Source organism: Devosia sp. 1566 (genome assembly GCF_004005995.1).
GTDB lineage: Bacteria > Pseudomonadota > Alphaproteobacteria > Rhizobiales > Devosiaceae > Devosia.
The window spans coordinates 2046435-2062265 of the sequence record NZ_CP034767.1 but is presented as its reverse complement, the minus strand read 5'-3'; the positions used below and the strand labels follow the sequence as shown (position 1 = coordinate 2062265).

Below are 15831 nucleotides of genomic sequence, written 5' to 3'. Positions count from 1 at the left end.
CGATCCCCGAACGATGGGCAATTTGCTAATCGAGCTAGCGAGTTAGCTGCCTTTCCGGGCAGCGAGCTAAAATCGCCGCCGGGGCTATTCGTAGGCGCGTGCCCCGTAAGCTTAAGGATTTATTGCCGAGGTCCGCACCCGTCCTTTGAGCGGGGCACTCCCGTCGGGATAGTTATGGGTCGCCGTGGAACCCTGCCGTGGACGTAGCAAGCCGCACCTTGTTCGAGATGTGGATGGGAAACGATGGGGGGGGCGCGTCAAACGAGCCGCGGCGGGGCGCGGGGCCGCGGTCCGGCAGGGCCGGGACTGCGCTAAAGCTGGAAGTTGACGTTCTGGTCGAAGGCGTAGCGGCACTTGTTGAGCACGACGCCGAGCATGCGGGTTTGGGCGCGCAGCTCCCGCTCGCATACATCAATATCATCGACGGTACTGTGGTCGGCGCCAACCACCAGCAGTGCGGCTTCCACTTGGGGCAAGAGCCCCAGGCAGTCATCGCTTTCCAGCATCGAAGGCAGGTTGAAGATGAGCATGTCGGCGCCCAGTCCCAGGCGCAAGCGTTCGAGCATTTGGGCTGCACCGGGGCCGTGCAGCAGTTCGGCGGGGTAGCCCGTTTGGTCCGAGCTGGCGCCAATGGCCAGATTGTCGCCGACGCGGACCAGGAAGTCTTCGGGCAGGCATTCGCCGCGGAGGAACTCCTCAGTGCTGTAGCGGCTCTTATGGGCAAAGATCTGGGCGATGCCTGGCCGGCGCAGGTCGAGATCCACAAGTGCGACGCGGACCTGCTCGTGCTTAGTCAGGCTGATCGCCAAGTTGGCCGCAATGGTCGCCTTGCCGCAGCCAGCATCGGGCGAGGTGATGCCCAGGGTTTTCCAGCCCTGCTCGCGGGCGGCCTTGAGCAGTTTGGTGCGCAAGATGTCAAAGGCGAGAGCAGCCTTGTGCCGGCGCTGGAAGGAAACGATCTTCTGCTTGGTGAGCCAGCGCGGGTCCACTGGCAGATCGGTCAGTTGCGACCAGGCAAGGGAACTGGCGCCCGTGGGCTTTAGCGGGAAAGTCGTCGCGGCGGCGGCGTGGGGTTCGGCTTCGATGGTCATGGCTGAACTCCCGGCAAGGGTGAGGCAGTCGCGGCCTGGGTCTGGCCAATGATGTTCTTGTGCGGAGAAAGATAGATGCCGGCAACCAGGAGCACCACGGGAATGGTGAGAGTCGCCGCGACGCTGATTGCAAGGCGCCGATGATCAAAAATACGCCGTTCGATATACGGAACAGTGATATAGGGCACGATCTGCAAGCGGGATGTTAGCTCGGCTGGGCGGCGGATGCGACGGTTGAAGAACTCCGGCACGACCACGGCGACAAGACCGGCCAGCACGCCGACAATGAGGCTGGCGAACAGCAGCATGCGGGTGCCAAATCCTTGGAAGTTACGCGGCGGGACCGCGCTTTCGATCAAGGAAAGCCGTTCGCCCTTTAGCAGCAGTTCGATCTGCTTGCCCGTGGATGCTTCGGCGAGGCGCGCTACAGCCAGGTCGTATTGCGCCTGCAGGTTATGATGATCGCGCAGGAGCGAATTGAGCCGGGTTTCATTGCTCGGGGTGCGGGCGATGGAGGCGCTGAGATCGGCGATCTTGCGCTGGACCTGCTCGCGCTCCTGAGCGATGGCGGCGAGCCGGTCGGTAATGTCAGCGATCTGGAACTGGCGCGCGTTGGTGGGGCGGTCGGAGCCGGGTTGAGAGCTGGCTCCGGCAAGATCGCCCTCGATGGCGGCGATACGGCCACGCAGTCCCTTGATGGTCGGGCTGTCTTCGGCAAACAGCGCCTGCTGCTGCACCAGCGATTGGCGTAGCGCCTGGAGGTTCTGCTCTACCGGGGAAGTCGGCATCACGCCAAGTTCCAGCGGGCGGGATTCGAGGTCTGTTCGCTGCTTGCGCAGCATTGATTCCTCCTGCGCCAAAACCAAAAGGCGTCGCTGCTCAACGGTTTGCTGCTCGCGGCGGAAGTCGAGGCTGTCGGGCAGCGCGTCGATGTGCTCGTTCTTAAAGGCAAGTATCCTGCTGTCCGCTTCGCGCAGGGCCTGATCAAGCCGGGCCGCTTCGCCATCGAAAAAGGTGACGGTGTCGGTGGCGCGACCGGTGCGCAGCTGGATGTCCTTGTCGAGGATCTGGGTCACGAGTGTATTGACGAAGTTCGCGGCGCTATCAGGGTCACCCGCCTTGAAGGCTATCCGGAATACGGTGGCAACAGCTCCGGTACCGCTTTCAATATGGGTGGGCGCGATTTCGAGGCGCCGGATCAGATCGTCATAGGTTTCGGCGCGCGACATTGGTGGGCGGCCCTGATAGAGCGCCAGTCGGTCGGCGAGCGCGAGCAGATTGTCGCGCGAAAGCACGTGCTGCTGAATGATCTGGAACTGCTCGGCCGCGCCGGTAGGCACGGTGGACTTGGCGAGTTCTGCCGGGATCTGCGGGGATTCAACAAGAATGCGAGCGGTCGCCTGAAAGACGATGGGGCGCAACACGGTGGCGATCACGCCGGCGCTTGTCGCGATCACCAGGACGATCAGGAAAAGCGGCAAGCGCCGCATAAAGAGGGATAGATAAAATCTGAAGTCGATATTGCTCAGTGCATTCACGTCACTCACCCGACCGGTCTGCAGCGGCGCCTCAGCCAAAATTGTCTGGCGACGAACCTAGAGCGCGACTCATCAGCGGCTCCATCGCCAACACGGGTGAGACCGGGAATAAGATAGGCCGCTGGAGCTAAGCCGCTCTAGCTGGTTCTTTTGCCCCCGCCTCGCGATACGATCAGGCAATGCTGCTGGAGCGGGGCCCACCATGTTGAACTTGCACGATTTCTCGCTGGTGATACGGCGCAGGATGCGCCTGGCGGTGTTGCTGGCGGGCGTTTCGCTCGCCTCCGCCGCGATGGCGGCGCCGGCGCCACTTGCCCCGCTGACCAAGCTCAGGATCAGTGTGGTGCAGTTTGTTGCGGCAACGGGCGACTACAAGCGCTGGGACGCAGTGAGCGGAGAGTTCGTGATCGGGCCCGATGGCTCGCTAGCGGTCCCTACGCTGGGCTCCATGGATGTCTCGGGCCTGAGCGCGGAGGATCTTGGCACGCGCATCGGCGAGTTGCTGCAAACCGAGCTGGGGCTCCTCGATGCCCCCAATGCGTCGGTGCAGGTGCTGGAATATCCGCCGGTTTATGTGGTGGGCAATGTCGAAGCGCCGGGCGCATACAGCTATCGCCCCGGCATGACGGTGATCCAGGCCATGGCGCTGGCAGGGGGCGAGCAGCGGATCGAAGGGGCCTCGGGTTTGTCCGAAACCATCAAGCTGCAATGGGACCTTGAGGGTTACAACCGGGATATCCTGCGCACCACGACGCGGTTGGCGCGGCTCAAGGCCGAATTTGCCCGCGAGCCTGAGATCACGTTCGACCCCATGCTCAACTCTGCCGACCCGGTGGTGGCCGAGATCATGGAGCAGGAGCGGCGCATCTTTGATGCGCACACCAACGAGTTGTTGCGACAGCAGATCGGGCTGGAGCAGCTGGCCGTACTTTACAAAGCCGAAATCGATGCGCTGGAGCAAAAGTCGGGCGCAATCGATCAGCAGATCGAGCGGGCGCAACAGCAGGTGGATTCGCTCAAGACGCTGCTGGCCGCAGGTGCTTCCACGGTGGCGCGGCTGACCGATGCGGAGCGTATCCTTGATGATCTGCGCTCGGACAAGCTCGACAATGTCATTGCCACGATGTCGGCGCGGGAAAATCTCAACCGATCCGAGCGGGACTTGGCCAAGCTGCAGGACGAGCAGCAATCCTATGCTGCGGCGCAATTGCAAGAACAGCAGGCGACGCTGGAAAAGCTGATGCTCAACCAAACAGCAACGATGCGCATGCTGCGCCAATCGATGGATTTCGACGCCAACGCCACGCTGGCCCAGACGGCGAAAACGGGGATCAGCTATTCCATATTGCGCCAGGAAGGGGAGCAAACAGTGTCGCTGGACGCCAGTGAAGCCAGCGTGTTGGTGCCGGGAGACCTGGTGCGGGTAGCGCTGGAGGTGCAACTACCGGGACGATCACCAGCGCAGACGCCCGGCGGCACGGCGGCCCCGGTGGACCTCGCCATCATTCCCTAGGAAAGGCGGCAGCCTAGCAACCGGTGCCGCGGAACACGACTTCAACCGTGCGCCAAAGGATGCGGAAATCAGTGCCGATTGAGGCTATTTGCCCGTAGCGCGTGTCGTAATCGGCCCGGGCGGCAAAGGAGCAGTCATTGCGCTCGCTGATCTGCCAAAGGCCGGTCAGGCCCGGCAGCATGTCGAAATAAGCGGTGCCGTGATAAAGTGGGCGTTGGGAGGGCAGCATGGGACGCGGGCCGACAAGACTCATTTCCCCGATCAGCACATTCCAGAGCTGGGGCAGCTCATCGAGCGAATAGCGGCGGAGGAAGCCGCCAATGGGTGTCAGCCGCGGATCGCGGCGCAGTTTTTGCGTTGCCGCCCATTCGGCGCGTGCTGCTGGATCGCTCTCGAGATGCCGGGCCAGCGCGGCATCGGCATCCACCACCATGGTGCGAAGCTTGACGAGCCGAAACACGCGACCGTGGCGCCCCAGGCGCGGCTGGCGATAAATTGACGGCCCTCCATCAAGGCGCACCAGCAGGGCGAGCATCGCGATAAGCGGCAAGAACAGTGGTCCAAACACCAGCACCAACACCAGATCGCTTAGGCGCTTGGTCGGTTGATAGAAGCGGCGGGCGAGGGCGAGCCGGCGCTTGCTGGGGGCGACACCGGCACCGGGCTTGGCCGGCTTGCCGACGAAACTGTCAAACATCATAGGCCTCGCTTGTTGCATGGCAGGCGCCAGATGCCGATGTTGGCGAGTGGCGGCAGCCGGGGCAGTTGTTGCCGCCAAAGCTCATGCGGATGCAGTTCCTGCGTGTTGCGACGTTAGGACCTCCCACACGGGGGCAAAACTCGCCGAGGGGATTAAGCTGTCGCAGAGAGGAACCCCACCAAGCTCCGAGCGCCTTAGGTGAAGTCGGCCGCGTATCAATAATTGCGAGGGTTTCCGTAGGTTTAAGTACCCTCAAGGAGTTACGGGTGCGGCTCGGCCTAGGCCATTTCCGCCTGCCGCTGGCGGCCGACCTATCTAATTGATTGCCGCGACATACCGTGGAGGGAGCAAGCGTGCTTGCCGAGCCGCCCACTAGGTTGATGTGATTATGCCGATCGTGGCAGCCGCGCCCTAGCGTCTTTCCGCGCCCGACCGGGGCGTGGACGAGGACAAGATCATGCCCAAGATACTGGTGGCCTATGGAACCCGACCCGAGGCGATAAAGATGGCCCCGCTGGTGGCGGCGCTGGCGGAGTCGGGGCTGGTCGAGCCGGTGGTTGCGGTAACGGGGCAGCATCGGCAGATGCTCGACCAGGTCAATGCCTTGTTCGGCATCGTCCCCAAGCATGATCTCAACATCATCACGGAGCGCCAGTTGCTGACGGGAATCACCTGCCGAGCCCTGGAAGGGGTTTCTGCCATTATTGCCGAGGAGCAACCAGACGCAGTGCTGGTGCAGGGAGATACCACCACCTGCTTTGCCGCTGCGCTTGCGGCATTCTACCAGCGGGTGCCGGTGATCCATCTGGAGGCGGGCCTGCGGACGCACAACAACTACAATCCGTTCCCCGAGGAGGTGAACCGGACCATGGTGTCCCGGATCGCCGAGCTGCATCTGGCACCCACGGCGACATCGCGGCAGAACCTCGTAGCAGAGGCGATTTCGCCGAGCGCGGTTGCCGTGACGGGCAATACGGTGATTGATGCGCTGCTGGAAGTGGCGGCGCTCCAGCTGCCTCCGGCAAATCCGGACCTGCTCAAGCTACAAGGGCGCCGCACCGTGCTGATCACCGCCCATCGGCGCGAGTCCTGGGGGGAACCAATGGCGCAGGCAGCACGCGCCATGGCGCGCCTCGCGCAGGCGTTCCCCGACATCCAGCTGTTGCTGCCGGTGCATTTGAACCCGGCTGTGCGCGAGATCCTGCTGCCGCACCTGCAGCATCTGGAGAACGTGCTCATCACCGAGCCGCTAGGCTATAGCGACTTCGTGGGCGCGATGCAGGCCTCGGATATTGTGTTGACCGATAGCGGGGGCGTGCAGGAGGAGGCGCCCAGCCTTGGCAAGCCGGTGCTGGTGATGCGGGCAACCACCGAGCGACCTGAAGCTGTGCTGGCGGGAACGGTCAAGCTGGTTGGCACCAATGAGAACCGCATCTTTGACGAGGTGAGCCGGTTGCTCACCGACCGGGCCGCCTATGATGCGATGGCAAAGGCCGTCAACCCTTACGGCGACGGCCATGCCTCAGATCGTTGCGTGAAGGCCATTGCGCATTATTTCGGCCTCGTGGCTGAGCGGCCGGTCGATTTCGCTCCCAGCCTCGATGCCGCTCAGGCCCAGGCACCGCGGGTGTCGTAAACCACCTTGCCGTTGTGCCGGTTGTGACGTAGCGCCTTGAAGGCATCGTGCTCGACGAGAAGCACGATGATATCGGCCTCGTCCACCGCCTGCCCGGCGGGCACCAGCCGCAGATTGGCATTGCTGTGCAGTTTGGGTGGGAGATCGCTGACATAGGGATCGGCCACCATGATCTCGACCTCCGGCAGGGCGTTGGCGATCAAGCCCACCACATCGATGGCCGGGCTTTCCCTGACGTCATCCACGTTGGCTTTGAAGGTGAGCCCAAGGCAGGCAATGGAGGGCGTGCGGAAGCGCTGGGCCTTGGCGATGACCTGATTGGCGACATGGTGGGGCTTGTGGTCGTTCACTTCGCGCGCCGTGCGGATAAGTCTGGCGGTATCCGGTGCAGCCGCGACGATGAACCAGGGATCAACCGGGATGCAGTGGCCGCCAACACCGGGTCCGGGTGACAGGACGTTGACCCGGGGATGCTGGTTGGCAAGGCGAATGACCTCCCACACATCGAGCCGCAGGTGCTCGGTGATCAGGGAGAGCTCATTGGCAAAGGCGATGTTGACGTCGCGGTAGGCGTTTTCCACCAGCTTGGCCATTTCAGCACTGGCGGCGTCGGTGAGGAGGATCTCACCTTGGGAAAAGATCCGGTAGATGCTGGCCGCCTTGATGGCACAAGTGGTGGTTAGTCCGCCAACAACGCGATTATTGGTGATCATCTCGATCATGATGCGGCCCGGCAGCACCCGCTCGGGGCAGTGGGCGACGTAAACATCGGCGCTGCCCCCAACAATATGGGGCATCTTGAGATCGGGCCGGACCGCACCGATCCAACGGCTGACCTTTTCGGTGGTGCCGGGCGGGCTGGTGGATTCGAGCACCACAATATTGCCGGGGCGCAGCTTGAGCGCGACCTGCTCGGCCGCCGCCTGGACATAGGAAAGATCGGCGGTGTGATCGGGGTTGAAGGGGGTGGGCACGGCGATGATGAAGGCATCCGCCTCAGGGATCTCGCGCGACATGGACAGGCGACCCATCGCGACCGCGCCGCTTACCGCGACGGCCAGGTCGGGCTCGATAAAGGGGGTTTCACCGCGCGAAATCGCTTCCGCGATGCGCGGATTGACGTCCACGCCGATGACCTGGATGCCCCGGGTGGCGAGAACGGTAGCGGTGGGCAGGCCGATATAGCCCATCCCGATTACGGCCAGCGTGCCGCTGAAGACTTCGTTCAACATGAGTTCGATCCTGTGAGCCGCAGACATCAAGCCGGGGTGCGCGGCGGCGGCGCAGCTGGCGGTGTGGGGGAAAGGGCGCCGGCCGGGCGCAAAGCTTCGCGCAGGGTCAGGGCGACAAAGGCAGTGTTGGTGACGAGATAGCGCTTCCACATGCGGCCGGGCTCCTGGAGCAGGCGGTAGGCCCATTCGAGGCCGAGCCGCTGCCAGCTGCGCGGAGCGCGCTTGGTGAGGCCGGCCATTACGTCGAAAGAACCGCCGACCCCGTGCAGGATCGGCACGCCCAGCTCGTGCCGGAAGCGCTTGAGGAAGATTTCCTTGCGCGGCGAGGCCATGCCCAAAAACAGCATATCGGCTCCCGAGGCGCTGATCTGGGCTGCTACATCCTCGACCTGCGCCTCGGCGTAATAGCCATGCTGGCTTCCAGCGATCCGCAATCCTGGCCAACGCGTGACGATCTGGCGAACGAGGGCGGCGAGTACCTGCGGCTTGGCGCCTAGCAGGTAAACGCTGCGGCTTTCACGGTGGGCCATATCGAGCAATTGTTCGAAGAGATCGATGCCGGCGACGCGCTCGGGCAGGGGCCGGCGCAGCAGCTTGCTGGCCCAGACGACGGACTGGCCATCGGCCAGCACCATGTCGCAATCGAGCACGGCTTCCTGGAGCTGCGGGTCGCGCTGCATGTTGACGATCTTGGCGGCATTGACGACGCCGATCAGCAGGGGCTTGCCGGTGAGCATTGCTTCGCGGCAACGATCCACCGCCTGCTCCATGCACACGGCATCAAGCTGCACGCCAAACAGCAGGCGGCGATCCGGGACGGCTCGCCCCTGTGAGGGGCCATCTGGCCGCCCATGGGGTGAATGAACTCCCTGGTGCATGGAGGCTCCTCTGGCAGATTTCTTCTGCTGCAGGGAGCCTAGGTGCGTCGCTGACGGGGTCGCAATAAACCCATTTTGCGGGAGTTTAAGCTAGTGGGCCTAGGCGGGGAGCGGTCGGACGGAGGGCGGAGGTAGCCGGGGCTTGTCGATAGTTCGTTCTCGCTAGCTTTTGAGGGCTCGGGCAGACCGCGCAGTGCAGCGATAACCATAGTTGCTAAGCCTGAGGGCCGACGAGGTTGACGCCGGCCCTCACGGGGTGATGCAGGGACTAGAACAGGAAGTCGTTTGCGGTCAGCTGGACGGTGCCGCTGAGTTCGATTTCGAAATCATGCCGTCCATCTCCGTTTACATCGCCCTGGACAACGGTGCGGTTCTGCCCCGGCTCGGTGTGCCAGGCGATTTCCCCGCGTGTGCCGGTGAAGCTGGCGCCATTCCGGGCCAGAAAGGAGAAGCTCTGGATGCCATCGACATTGGGGTCAGCGTCCAGGCTGGACAGGTCGATCGTGTCCCGACCGGCCTCGAAGTCGGTGATGACGTCACGCGAGCCGACATAGGAGCCCGTCTCCGCCGCGGTGCGGAAGACGAAGGTGTCATCTCCTCCGCGCCCAGTCATGGTATCCCAGCCCCAGCCACCGATGATGGTGTCGGCACCACCCCGAGCATCTATCGTGTCATTGCCGCCGCGCCCGTCGATAGAATTGGCGCCGTCGTCGCCAACCAGATTGTCGCTGCGGGAGGTGCCGGAAATAACAGTGGCGGGTGGCACTTCAGGAGCGGGGGAAGGGGTGGTCCCGCTGGCCAGCCCGGCAATATCGCTGGCGCTAAGCTTGACGATGCCGCTGAGCTGGATTTCGAAGTCATGAATACGGTCGCCATTGGTGTCGCCCTGGATCACCGTTCGGTTCGCGCCCGCCTCTGTGTGCCAGGCCAATTCACCGGCACGACCGGTGAAGCTGGCATTGTCCTGGGCAAGCCAGGTGAAGCCCTGCTTGCCTGCCAACTGATTATTGCCGTCTAGGGCTGACAGATCGATCTTGTCCTGCCCCAGAGTGAAGTCGGTAATGACGTCCCGGCTAAAGGCACTACGGCCCATTTCGGCGACGTTCTTGAAGACGAAGAGATCATTGCCAGCGCCGCCGGTCAGAGTGTCACGGCCCAGACCACCGATGATGGTGTCGTTGCCACCGGCGCCATTGATGACGTCATTGCCGGCCCTGCCATCCAGCACATTGGCAGCGCCATCCCCCGTGATGGTGTCGGCGGCATCAGTGCCGGTTCCACCGGGCTGCTGGGGCTGAGGATCAGGATCGGGCTGTGGATCAGGCTGCGGCTGTGGCTGTGGCTGAGGAGCCGGCTCGTTGGGAGCTCCGCCAGAGTCGGGCAGTGGCCAAAGGTCGCCGATCTCGGTATTGCCGGACACTTGGGGGCGGTTCTCGAAGAAGGCGTAGTAGCCCCATTGACCTTCGCCGAGAACGTTGTTGGTGATCTGCACGCCGCTGATCTGCTCGTCGGTGAACCGGCCATCGGAGTAGATGGTGTAGCCACCACCAGTCAGGTAGTTGTTGTCGATAAGGATATTGCCGACACCGCCAAAGTAGTTGTCGATCATGATCGCGGAGGTTTGGCCGTGATCATTGATGATCGTGTTGTGGCGGATGATGGTCTGCTCGGCTGAACCGCCGCCACCATTGATCTCGATCCCATCGTAGTGAGCGTCGGGACCGCCCTCCAGATCGTGGATGTAGTTGTGCTCGATCACGCTGGGCGAATAAACGTTGATGCCGTTGTCAACTTGGGAAATGTCGTTGTAGCGGAAGGTCCCCGACCCGGAGATCCCGTTGGTGCCGCCCACAATGTCACAGTGCTCGACGGTTACGTCGTTTCGCTGCGAGATGATGCCGTTGTAGCTGTTGCCGACAATGCGGCAGTCTACGATGGTGACGTTCTTTGCTTCGATGGTCAGAGTGCCGCGAATATCGAGCCCACTGATCACCGCGTTGTCCTCGGTGACGGTGAACCCGCCGACCTGTTTAAGATTCACGCCTGACCGAACGCCGGTGCTGTCCGCGTCAGGGAAGCCTTGCAGCGTCCTTGTGAGATCCAAGGGCATGTACGTCTCCTGAATTACCGCACCCCCGTTTGGATGCGCGGTATTAGGTGACGGCGGAATGGGACCAGTTGGTGTTCCCATCGGGATGATCCGCCATAGTGCTGCCACATGCCAAACGCGCCGGCGTCACGTTTTTCCAGGCAATCCGTTGATCGACATTCCGTTTTCTCGAACTGGCGGTGGTCGAAGAGCTGCCCCATTTGGAGGAATACTCGGCCAGGTTGTTGGCGGGAAAGTATATGGATTCAACTGAGATGATGCAGGTATGCAACATCTTCCGTGAGATTTGATGGTGGAAGGGGCTTGTTGATCCTGATTCGTTCTGTTTCTTGCCGAGTACTATCTAAGTACAGGCAAGGATTATGAAAGCTCCAACTCACGTGGTTCGGGAGCTGCCGGGGCAGCATGGGGCTTTCTGACGGCCAAGTCGCCGATCAGGCCACGTGCCAGAGCCGCATTATGGATGGCGATGATGTGGCGAGCTGGCCAGGGACGATGATCGAGAACGGCAGCAGCATCGAACTGGGTGACCTCATAGAGGGCCGCTTCGCGCGGATGGAAGTAGAAAAAGCGGTAACCCCAGCCCGCAAGTTTGGCATATTCTGGCAGCGATGCGAGACCGAGGAGCAGCACCAGAATGTCGGCGCCGCCGCGCCTGAGCAGCGGTTCGGCGCCGGCTAGAACAGCGGTTTCAAAGCCAGCCACGTTGATCTTAAGTAGGGAGAGATGGTCAACGCCGAGGTGCTCGAGCTCTCCCGCGAGGGTGCGCACCTGCACCGTCTCGGTTTGCTCTACGGCCCCCGAATGGCCGGAGCTTTGGGCCAGACGGCTGACCCAGGTGTGGTCAGTGGTTTCGAATACCGCCTCATATTCGGCTTCACCGAGCGCCAGCTGATGGATATGGACGCGGTCAGCGAGCCGATTGCGCTCGATGTTGCGCTGCAGGGTGCGGATATTGGCCCCGCTCGGCTCAAAGGCATGGACGCAAGCAACTGGCAGACAGCCGGCAAACAACGCGAACTGCCCGATAGCGGCGCCGATATCGGCGACGATCCAGTCTGTCCGGGCAATGCGGCGCAGGAATGCGAATTCGGGATCGATCAGGTCACCGAACATGACGAGCGCCGTGGGAACCTGGCTGGGATAATCGAACTCAATGACGGGGCCGGAGGCGAGCTTGATCTGGGCGTGTTGCGGGCGCTGCAGATGGAGAAGGGTGGAGCGCACAGCCCCCCGGAGCGTGGCCGTGATCCCTACCGAACGCATGCCCCAGCCAAGCTTGTGGGCGTGCGACCGGGAGCTAGCCAGCATCGATGCAAGACGGTTGTTTACGTTCACTTTGTTCCTCCGCTTGCTCGAGTTTGTTCGGCGCCGGCAGATGCTAGGCGTCCCAGGTGCGAGCATTCAGGAGGACAAGGCGGCCCGCATTAGCCAATCAAGGCTGTCACGGGAGGAGGGCCTGATCCGAAGGATGTAGTTGAGAGCGTCACGCGGTTCTCTAGTCTGCAGCAAGACGGGGGCTGACCGGGACTTGCTGGTAGGGTTGATGGAACAAGTCGCAATTGCCGGGGCCGGGCGAACCGCAAGTGGGCTTCGGTCCACTGCAACCCGAAATCAGGGCGCGCGCATGAGCGCGAGGGAAGCACCCCCGTTGGCAGATCGCGTCAAGGGTCTGAACCCACTGGTTCCGGTGCTGCTATTCTCCTTGTTCGTGCCCTGGCTGTTCCATGTGGGGGCGCTGGTTATCAGCCCTTACCGGCTCCTGCTGCTGCTGACGGCCATTCCTTGTTTGTGGCTGTGGGCGAGCGGCAGGGCGGGGCCGGTACGTCTCCCCGATTTTGCCGTGCTTGGATATGCGCTTTGGGGCGCGATCAGCCTTGGGGTCAATCATGGTGGCGATGTGGGATTCCAGTCCGGCGGCGTGCAGGGCATGGAAACGGTGGGCAGCTATTTCCTTGCCCGAACCCTGATCCGGACTGCCGAGGAATTTCGCCGCATGTGCGCGGTACTGGTTACCGCCATTCTCCTCCTGCTGCCCTTTGCTTTGATTGAAACGGTGACAGGCCAGAACATCCTGTTGCGGACCTTTTCTTCCGTGATGTCGTCGATCAACGAGTTCAGGATGCCGGGGCGGCTGGGGCTGGAGCGGGTGCAGTCGGTTCTTGATCACCCGATCCTTTTTGGTGTCTGCACCGGAAGCGCGCTGGCCCTCAGCTTTACAGTCTTGGGTTACGAGCGGCCGGTTTGGCGCCGCTGGGGCACCGCCTTCCTTGTGGCGCTCACCTCCTTCACCTCGCTGTCAGCCGGGCCGATGAGTGGGCTCGTTGCGCAAATCTTGTTGCTGTTGTGGGGGTGGGTGTTGCGGCCCTTCAAGGCACGCTGGACGATTTTGCTTGTAATGATCGGCCTTGCGCTCCTCGCCATCGAGCTTTTCGCCAAGCGGCCGCTGCCCAATGTGCTGCTGTCCACCATCGCGCTCGATGGGGAGTCCGCCTATTACCGCGTCCTGATCTGGAATTTCGGCTCGGAATCGGCCCTGAACCATCCCTGGTTCGGCGTCGGCTATGGGATGTGGGACCACCCGTCCTGGATGACGCAGAGCATCGACATGTTCTGGCTCTATCCCGCCATCGTGTTCGGAATCCCCGCCAGCTTGATGATGTTCATGGCTTTCCTGGGCAGCACGATCGGTGTTGGCCGCAAGCGCAATTTGCCGCCCAGGGAGTATTCCTATCGGATGGGATACCTCATCTGCATGGCCGGGTTCTTTGTGGTCGGGTGGACCGTTCACTACTGGAACGCGACCTATGTCTTGTTCATGTTTTTGATGGGCAGCGGGCTGTGGCTGATGGATGTGCCTGAGGGAAGCCGCGTCGAGGCGGTGGCGCCGGCTCGCGAGGGCCGGGCACCGCGTGATCCCCGGCCGGCTCGCCCGTCGATAACAAGAGACGGCCGTCCGGAGCCGCCTCCCCAGCGAGGGGTCGGGAGAGCGTGATGGGTCGTCGCAAATTGTTGCTGGTTGCGCCAACTTGCGATGGCGCGGATGTCGGTGAAGCCTGGGTTGCGTTCCAGTGGGCGTCACGGCTAGCGGAGCGGGCAGAGGTGACGCTGCTGACCTATCACAAGCGCAATGCTCGCCCTGCGGCCGAGCAGTTGCCGGGGCTGCGGGTGATCGAGTGGCCGGAAATGGCGCTGTTCACCCGTGCCGAGCGGCTCAACAGCATGCTCAAGCCGAGTTATGTACCGTTCTATTTTCGCGCGCGCCGCTGGATCAAAACGGCACTGGCACGGGGGGAGCAGTTCGATGTCGCCCATCAGCCAACGCCGGTGGCCATGCGCTATCCGTCGCCAGCGGCGGGGCTGGGCATTCCGCTGGTGATCGGCCCCGTTGGGGGTGCGCTGGCGTCGCCGCCTGGCTTTGCGGAGGAAGAAGGCAGCAATCCCTGGTTCATGCGACTGCGGGGGATGGACCGGTATCGCCTGCAGTTCGATCCGTTGCTGCGCGCCTCTTATGAAAGTGCCGATTGCGTGCTGGGCATTGCACCCTATGTGGGCGAGACGCTGGCGGAGTTGTCGTTGAAGCGGCTCGAGTTCATGAGCGAAACGGCCCTTGAGCAGGTGCCCGAACCAATTGTCCGGACGGACCGGGGGTCCACCGTCAAGCTGCTGTTTGTGGGGCGGCTGGTGCGCACCAAAGGCGTGCGCGACATTGTCCGGGCCATGCAGTTGCTGAGTGACGTTGCGGTGACGCTAGACGTGGTGGGCACGGGCCCCGAGCAGCCGATTTGCGAGGCACTGGCGGGGGAGATGGGTGTGTCCAGCCGCATTACCTTTCATGGCTGGCAGGCCAGGGCCGAGCTCGACGCCTTCTATCGCAATGCTGATCTGTTCGTATTTCCAAGCTATCGCGAACCTGGTGGCAATGTGGCGTTGGAAGCCATGTCCTATTCGCTGCCCTTGATCGTGGTGGACCGAGGAGGGCCGGGGAACGCGGTCTCGCCCCAATGTGCGATCCGGCTGCAGGCGAGCACGCCCGAGAACCTGGCCCGGGAAGTTGCCGCTGCGATTCGGCAGCTGGCCGGCGATCCCGAGCAGCGCGCGCGGATGGGGCAGGCGGCCTACCACCACGTCAAGGCAACTGGCCTGTGGTCCGCCCGTATCGCGCGGATCGAGGCGATCTATGACGAGCTCGAGGCCGGGCAGTTAAGCGTGCGGCTGGCCGGTTCCAGCTAGCCGGCTAGGGCGGCACGCAGGGCGGCACGGTGGCCGCGGCCAAGGGGCGTGCGCATGGTGGAGCCCACAATCAGCGCCATCCGGAAGGCCCAAGTGGCCAGCGGACCATGATGGCGGCGGAAGTAGCGGATGCGGTTCGTGGTCATCAGCGCCGAGAGATAGGTGCTCTCATGATAGGCGCCGCCCTTATGGGTGACATGGGCTTGCGCGACATAGGCCGGGGTAAAGCCTGCGACCCGGACGCGGCGGAGATAATCGACCTCTTCGCTGTAAAGAAAGAAGGACTCGTCCCATTCACCGACGGCGCGGCGCGCCTCGGCCGAGACCAGCAAGGCGGCGCCGCTGGCCCATTCGATTTCCCCGCCCTTTTCATAAAGGTCCTTGCTGGCGACGATTTCACCCAAGCCCATGCGGGCAGCAACGGCGGTGCCGACCAAAGCGTCGGACCAGGCGGTGATCACCGAGGGCTCGCGCCGCAGCGAAGCGGCGAGGGTGCCGTCGTCGTGGAGCAGCTTGGGCACGGCAACCCCAATCCGCGGATCGGCGATACGCTCGAGCAAGAGGCGCATGGTGCCAGGCTGGAGCCTGGTGTCCGGGTTGAGGATCAGCAGGTGCGCCTCAGGTCCGGCCAGGGCCGCACCGATATTGATGCCGGCCGCATAGCCGCCATTGCGGCGGGTTGGCACGACAATAGCACCCACAGGATGGGCCTGGGAAATGGCGACGGAGTCATCGTGGGAATCGTTGTCGATCACAACAACGTCCAGTCGTGCGACTTCGGTGCGGTGCTGCTGGATCGAGTCGAGCAAGCCGGGCAGGGCATCGGCACTGTTGTAGGCCACTATGATGATGGCCAGCCGCTCGGCCGGTTCAGCGATCGCGTTCAATTCAGTGTCTCCG

General features: G+C 62.8%; 12 protein-coding genes. 4 read left to right on the top strand and 8 right to left on the bottom strand.

The window, feature by feature from the left end; all coding sequences use genetic code 11:
* Positions 1–311 precede the first annotated feature (311 nt).
* Entirely contained in the window at positions 312–1091 is a 780-nt protein-coding gene (locus tag ELX51_RS09960) for a CpsD/CapB family tyrosine-protein kinase (protein WP_127753369.1), read from the bottom strand.
* Positions 1088–2638: a Wzz/FepE/Etk N-terminal domain-containing protein gene (locus tag ELX51_RS09955; protein WP_127753368.1), complete on the bottom strand. Its 1551-nt coding sequence runs from the start codon at positions 2636–2638 to the stop codon at positions 1088–1090. The genes ELX51_RS09960 and ELX51_RS09955 overlap by 4 nt, the downstream gene beginning before the upstream one ends.
* Before the next feature lie 193 nt (positions 2639–2831).
* On the opposite strand from ELX51_RS09955, the gene ELX51_RS09950 reads away from it, so the two are divergent.
* A complete protein-coding gene (locus tag ELX51_RS09950; RefSeq protein ID WP_127753367.1) occupies positions 2832–4142 on the top strand; it encodes an SLBB domain-containing protein in 1311 nt (436 codons plus the stop codon).
* Between the two features lie 13 nt (positions 4143–4155).
* Here ELX51_RS09950 and ELX51_RS09945 read toward each other — a convergent pair whose 3' ends face one another.
* On the bottom strand, positions 4156–4839 hold the full coding sequence (locus tag ELX51_RS09945) for a sugar transferase (protein WP_206524721.1): 684 nt from the start codon (positions 4837–4839) through the stop codon (positions 4156–4158).
* A gap of 460 nt (positions 4840–5299) precedes the next feature.
* Between ELX51_RS09945 and wecB the strand changes: the two genes are divergently transcribed.
* On the top strand, positions 5300–6478 hold the full coding sequence (wecB, locus tag ELX51_RS09940) for a UDP-N-acetylglucosamine 2-epimerase (non-hydrolyzing) (RefSeq protein ID WP_127753365.1): 1179 nt from the start codon (positions 5300–5302) through the stop codon (positions 6476–6478).
* On the opposite strand, the gene wecC is transcribed toward wecB, so the two are convergent.
* The 4 genes from wecC to ELX51_RS09920 all read right to left on the bottom strand — a co-directional run bounded on the left by wecC (position 6451) and on the right by ELX51_RS09920 (position 11964).
* On the bottom strand, positions 6451–7710 hold the full coding sequence (wecC, locus tag ELX51_RS09935; RefSeq protein ID WP_164854831.1) for a UDP-N-acetyl-D-mannosamine dehydrogenase: 1260 nt from the start codon (positions 7708–7710) through the stop codon (positions 6451–6453). The two genes, wecB and wecC, sit on opposite strands and share 28 nt — an antisense overlap.
* A 26-nt stretch (positions 7711–7736) precedes the next feature.
* Complete coding sequence (locus ELX51_RS09930) at positions 7737–8588, bottom strand: WecB/TagA/CpsF family glycosyltransferase (RefSeq protein ID WP_127753364.1); 852 nt, start codon at positions 8586–8588, stop codon at positions 7737–7739.
* Between the two features lie 268 nt (positions 8589–8856).
* Positions 8857–10698, bottom strand: coding sequence for a M10 family metallopeptidase C-terminal domain-containing protein (locus tag ELX51_RS09925; protein ID WP_164854830.1), 1842 nt, complete (start codon positions 10696–10698; stop codon positions 8857–8859).
* Positions 10699–11058: 360 nt separating this feature from the next.
* Positions 11059–11964, bottom strand: a complete 906-nt coding sequence (locus tag ELX51_RS09920; RefSeq protein ID WP_164854829.1) for an FkbM family methyltransferase — start codon at positions 11962–11964, stop codon at positions 11059–11061.
* A gap of 361 nt (positions 11965–12325) precedes the next feature.
* On the opposite strand from ELX51_RS09920, the gene ELX51_RS09915 reads away from it, so the two are divergent.
* Both ELX51_RS09915 and ELX51_RS09910 read left to right on the top strand, forming a co-directional pair.
* A complete protein-coding gene (locus ELX51_RS09915) occupies positions 12326–13693 on the top strand; it encodes an O-antigen ligase family protein (protein ID WP_164854828.1) in 1368 nt (455 codons plus the stop codon).
* Positions 13693–14931: a glycosyltransferase family 4 protein gene (locus ELX51_RS09910; RefSeq protein ID WP_127753360.1), complete on the top strand. Its 1239-nt coding sequence runs from the start codon at positions 13693–13695 to the stop codon at positions 14929–14931. Before ELX51_RS09915 ends, ELX51_RS09910 begins: the two co-directional genes overlap by 1 nt.
* Here the strand turns inward: ELX51_RS09910 and ELX51_RS09905 are convergent.
* The gene (locus tag ELX51_RS09905; RefSeq protein ID WP_127753359.1) at positions 14928–15818 is read right to left on the bottom strand and encodes a glycosyltransferase family 2 protein; all 891 of its coding nucleotides are present in this window, start codon (positions 15816–15818) and stop codon (positions 14928–14930) included. The genes ELX51_RS09910 and ELX51_RS09905 overlap by 4 nt on opposite strands.
* Between the last annotated feature and the right edge of the window lie 13 nt (positions 15819–15831).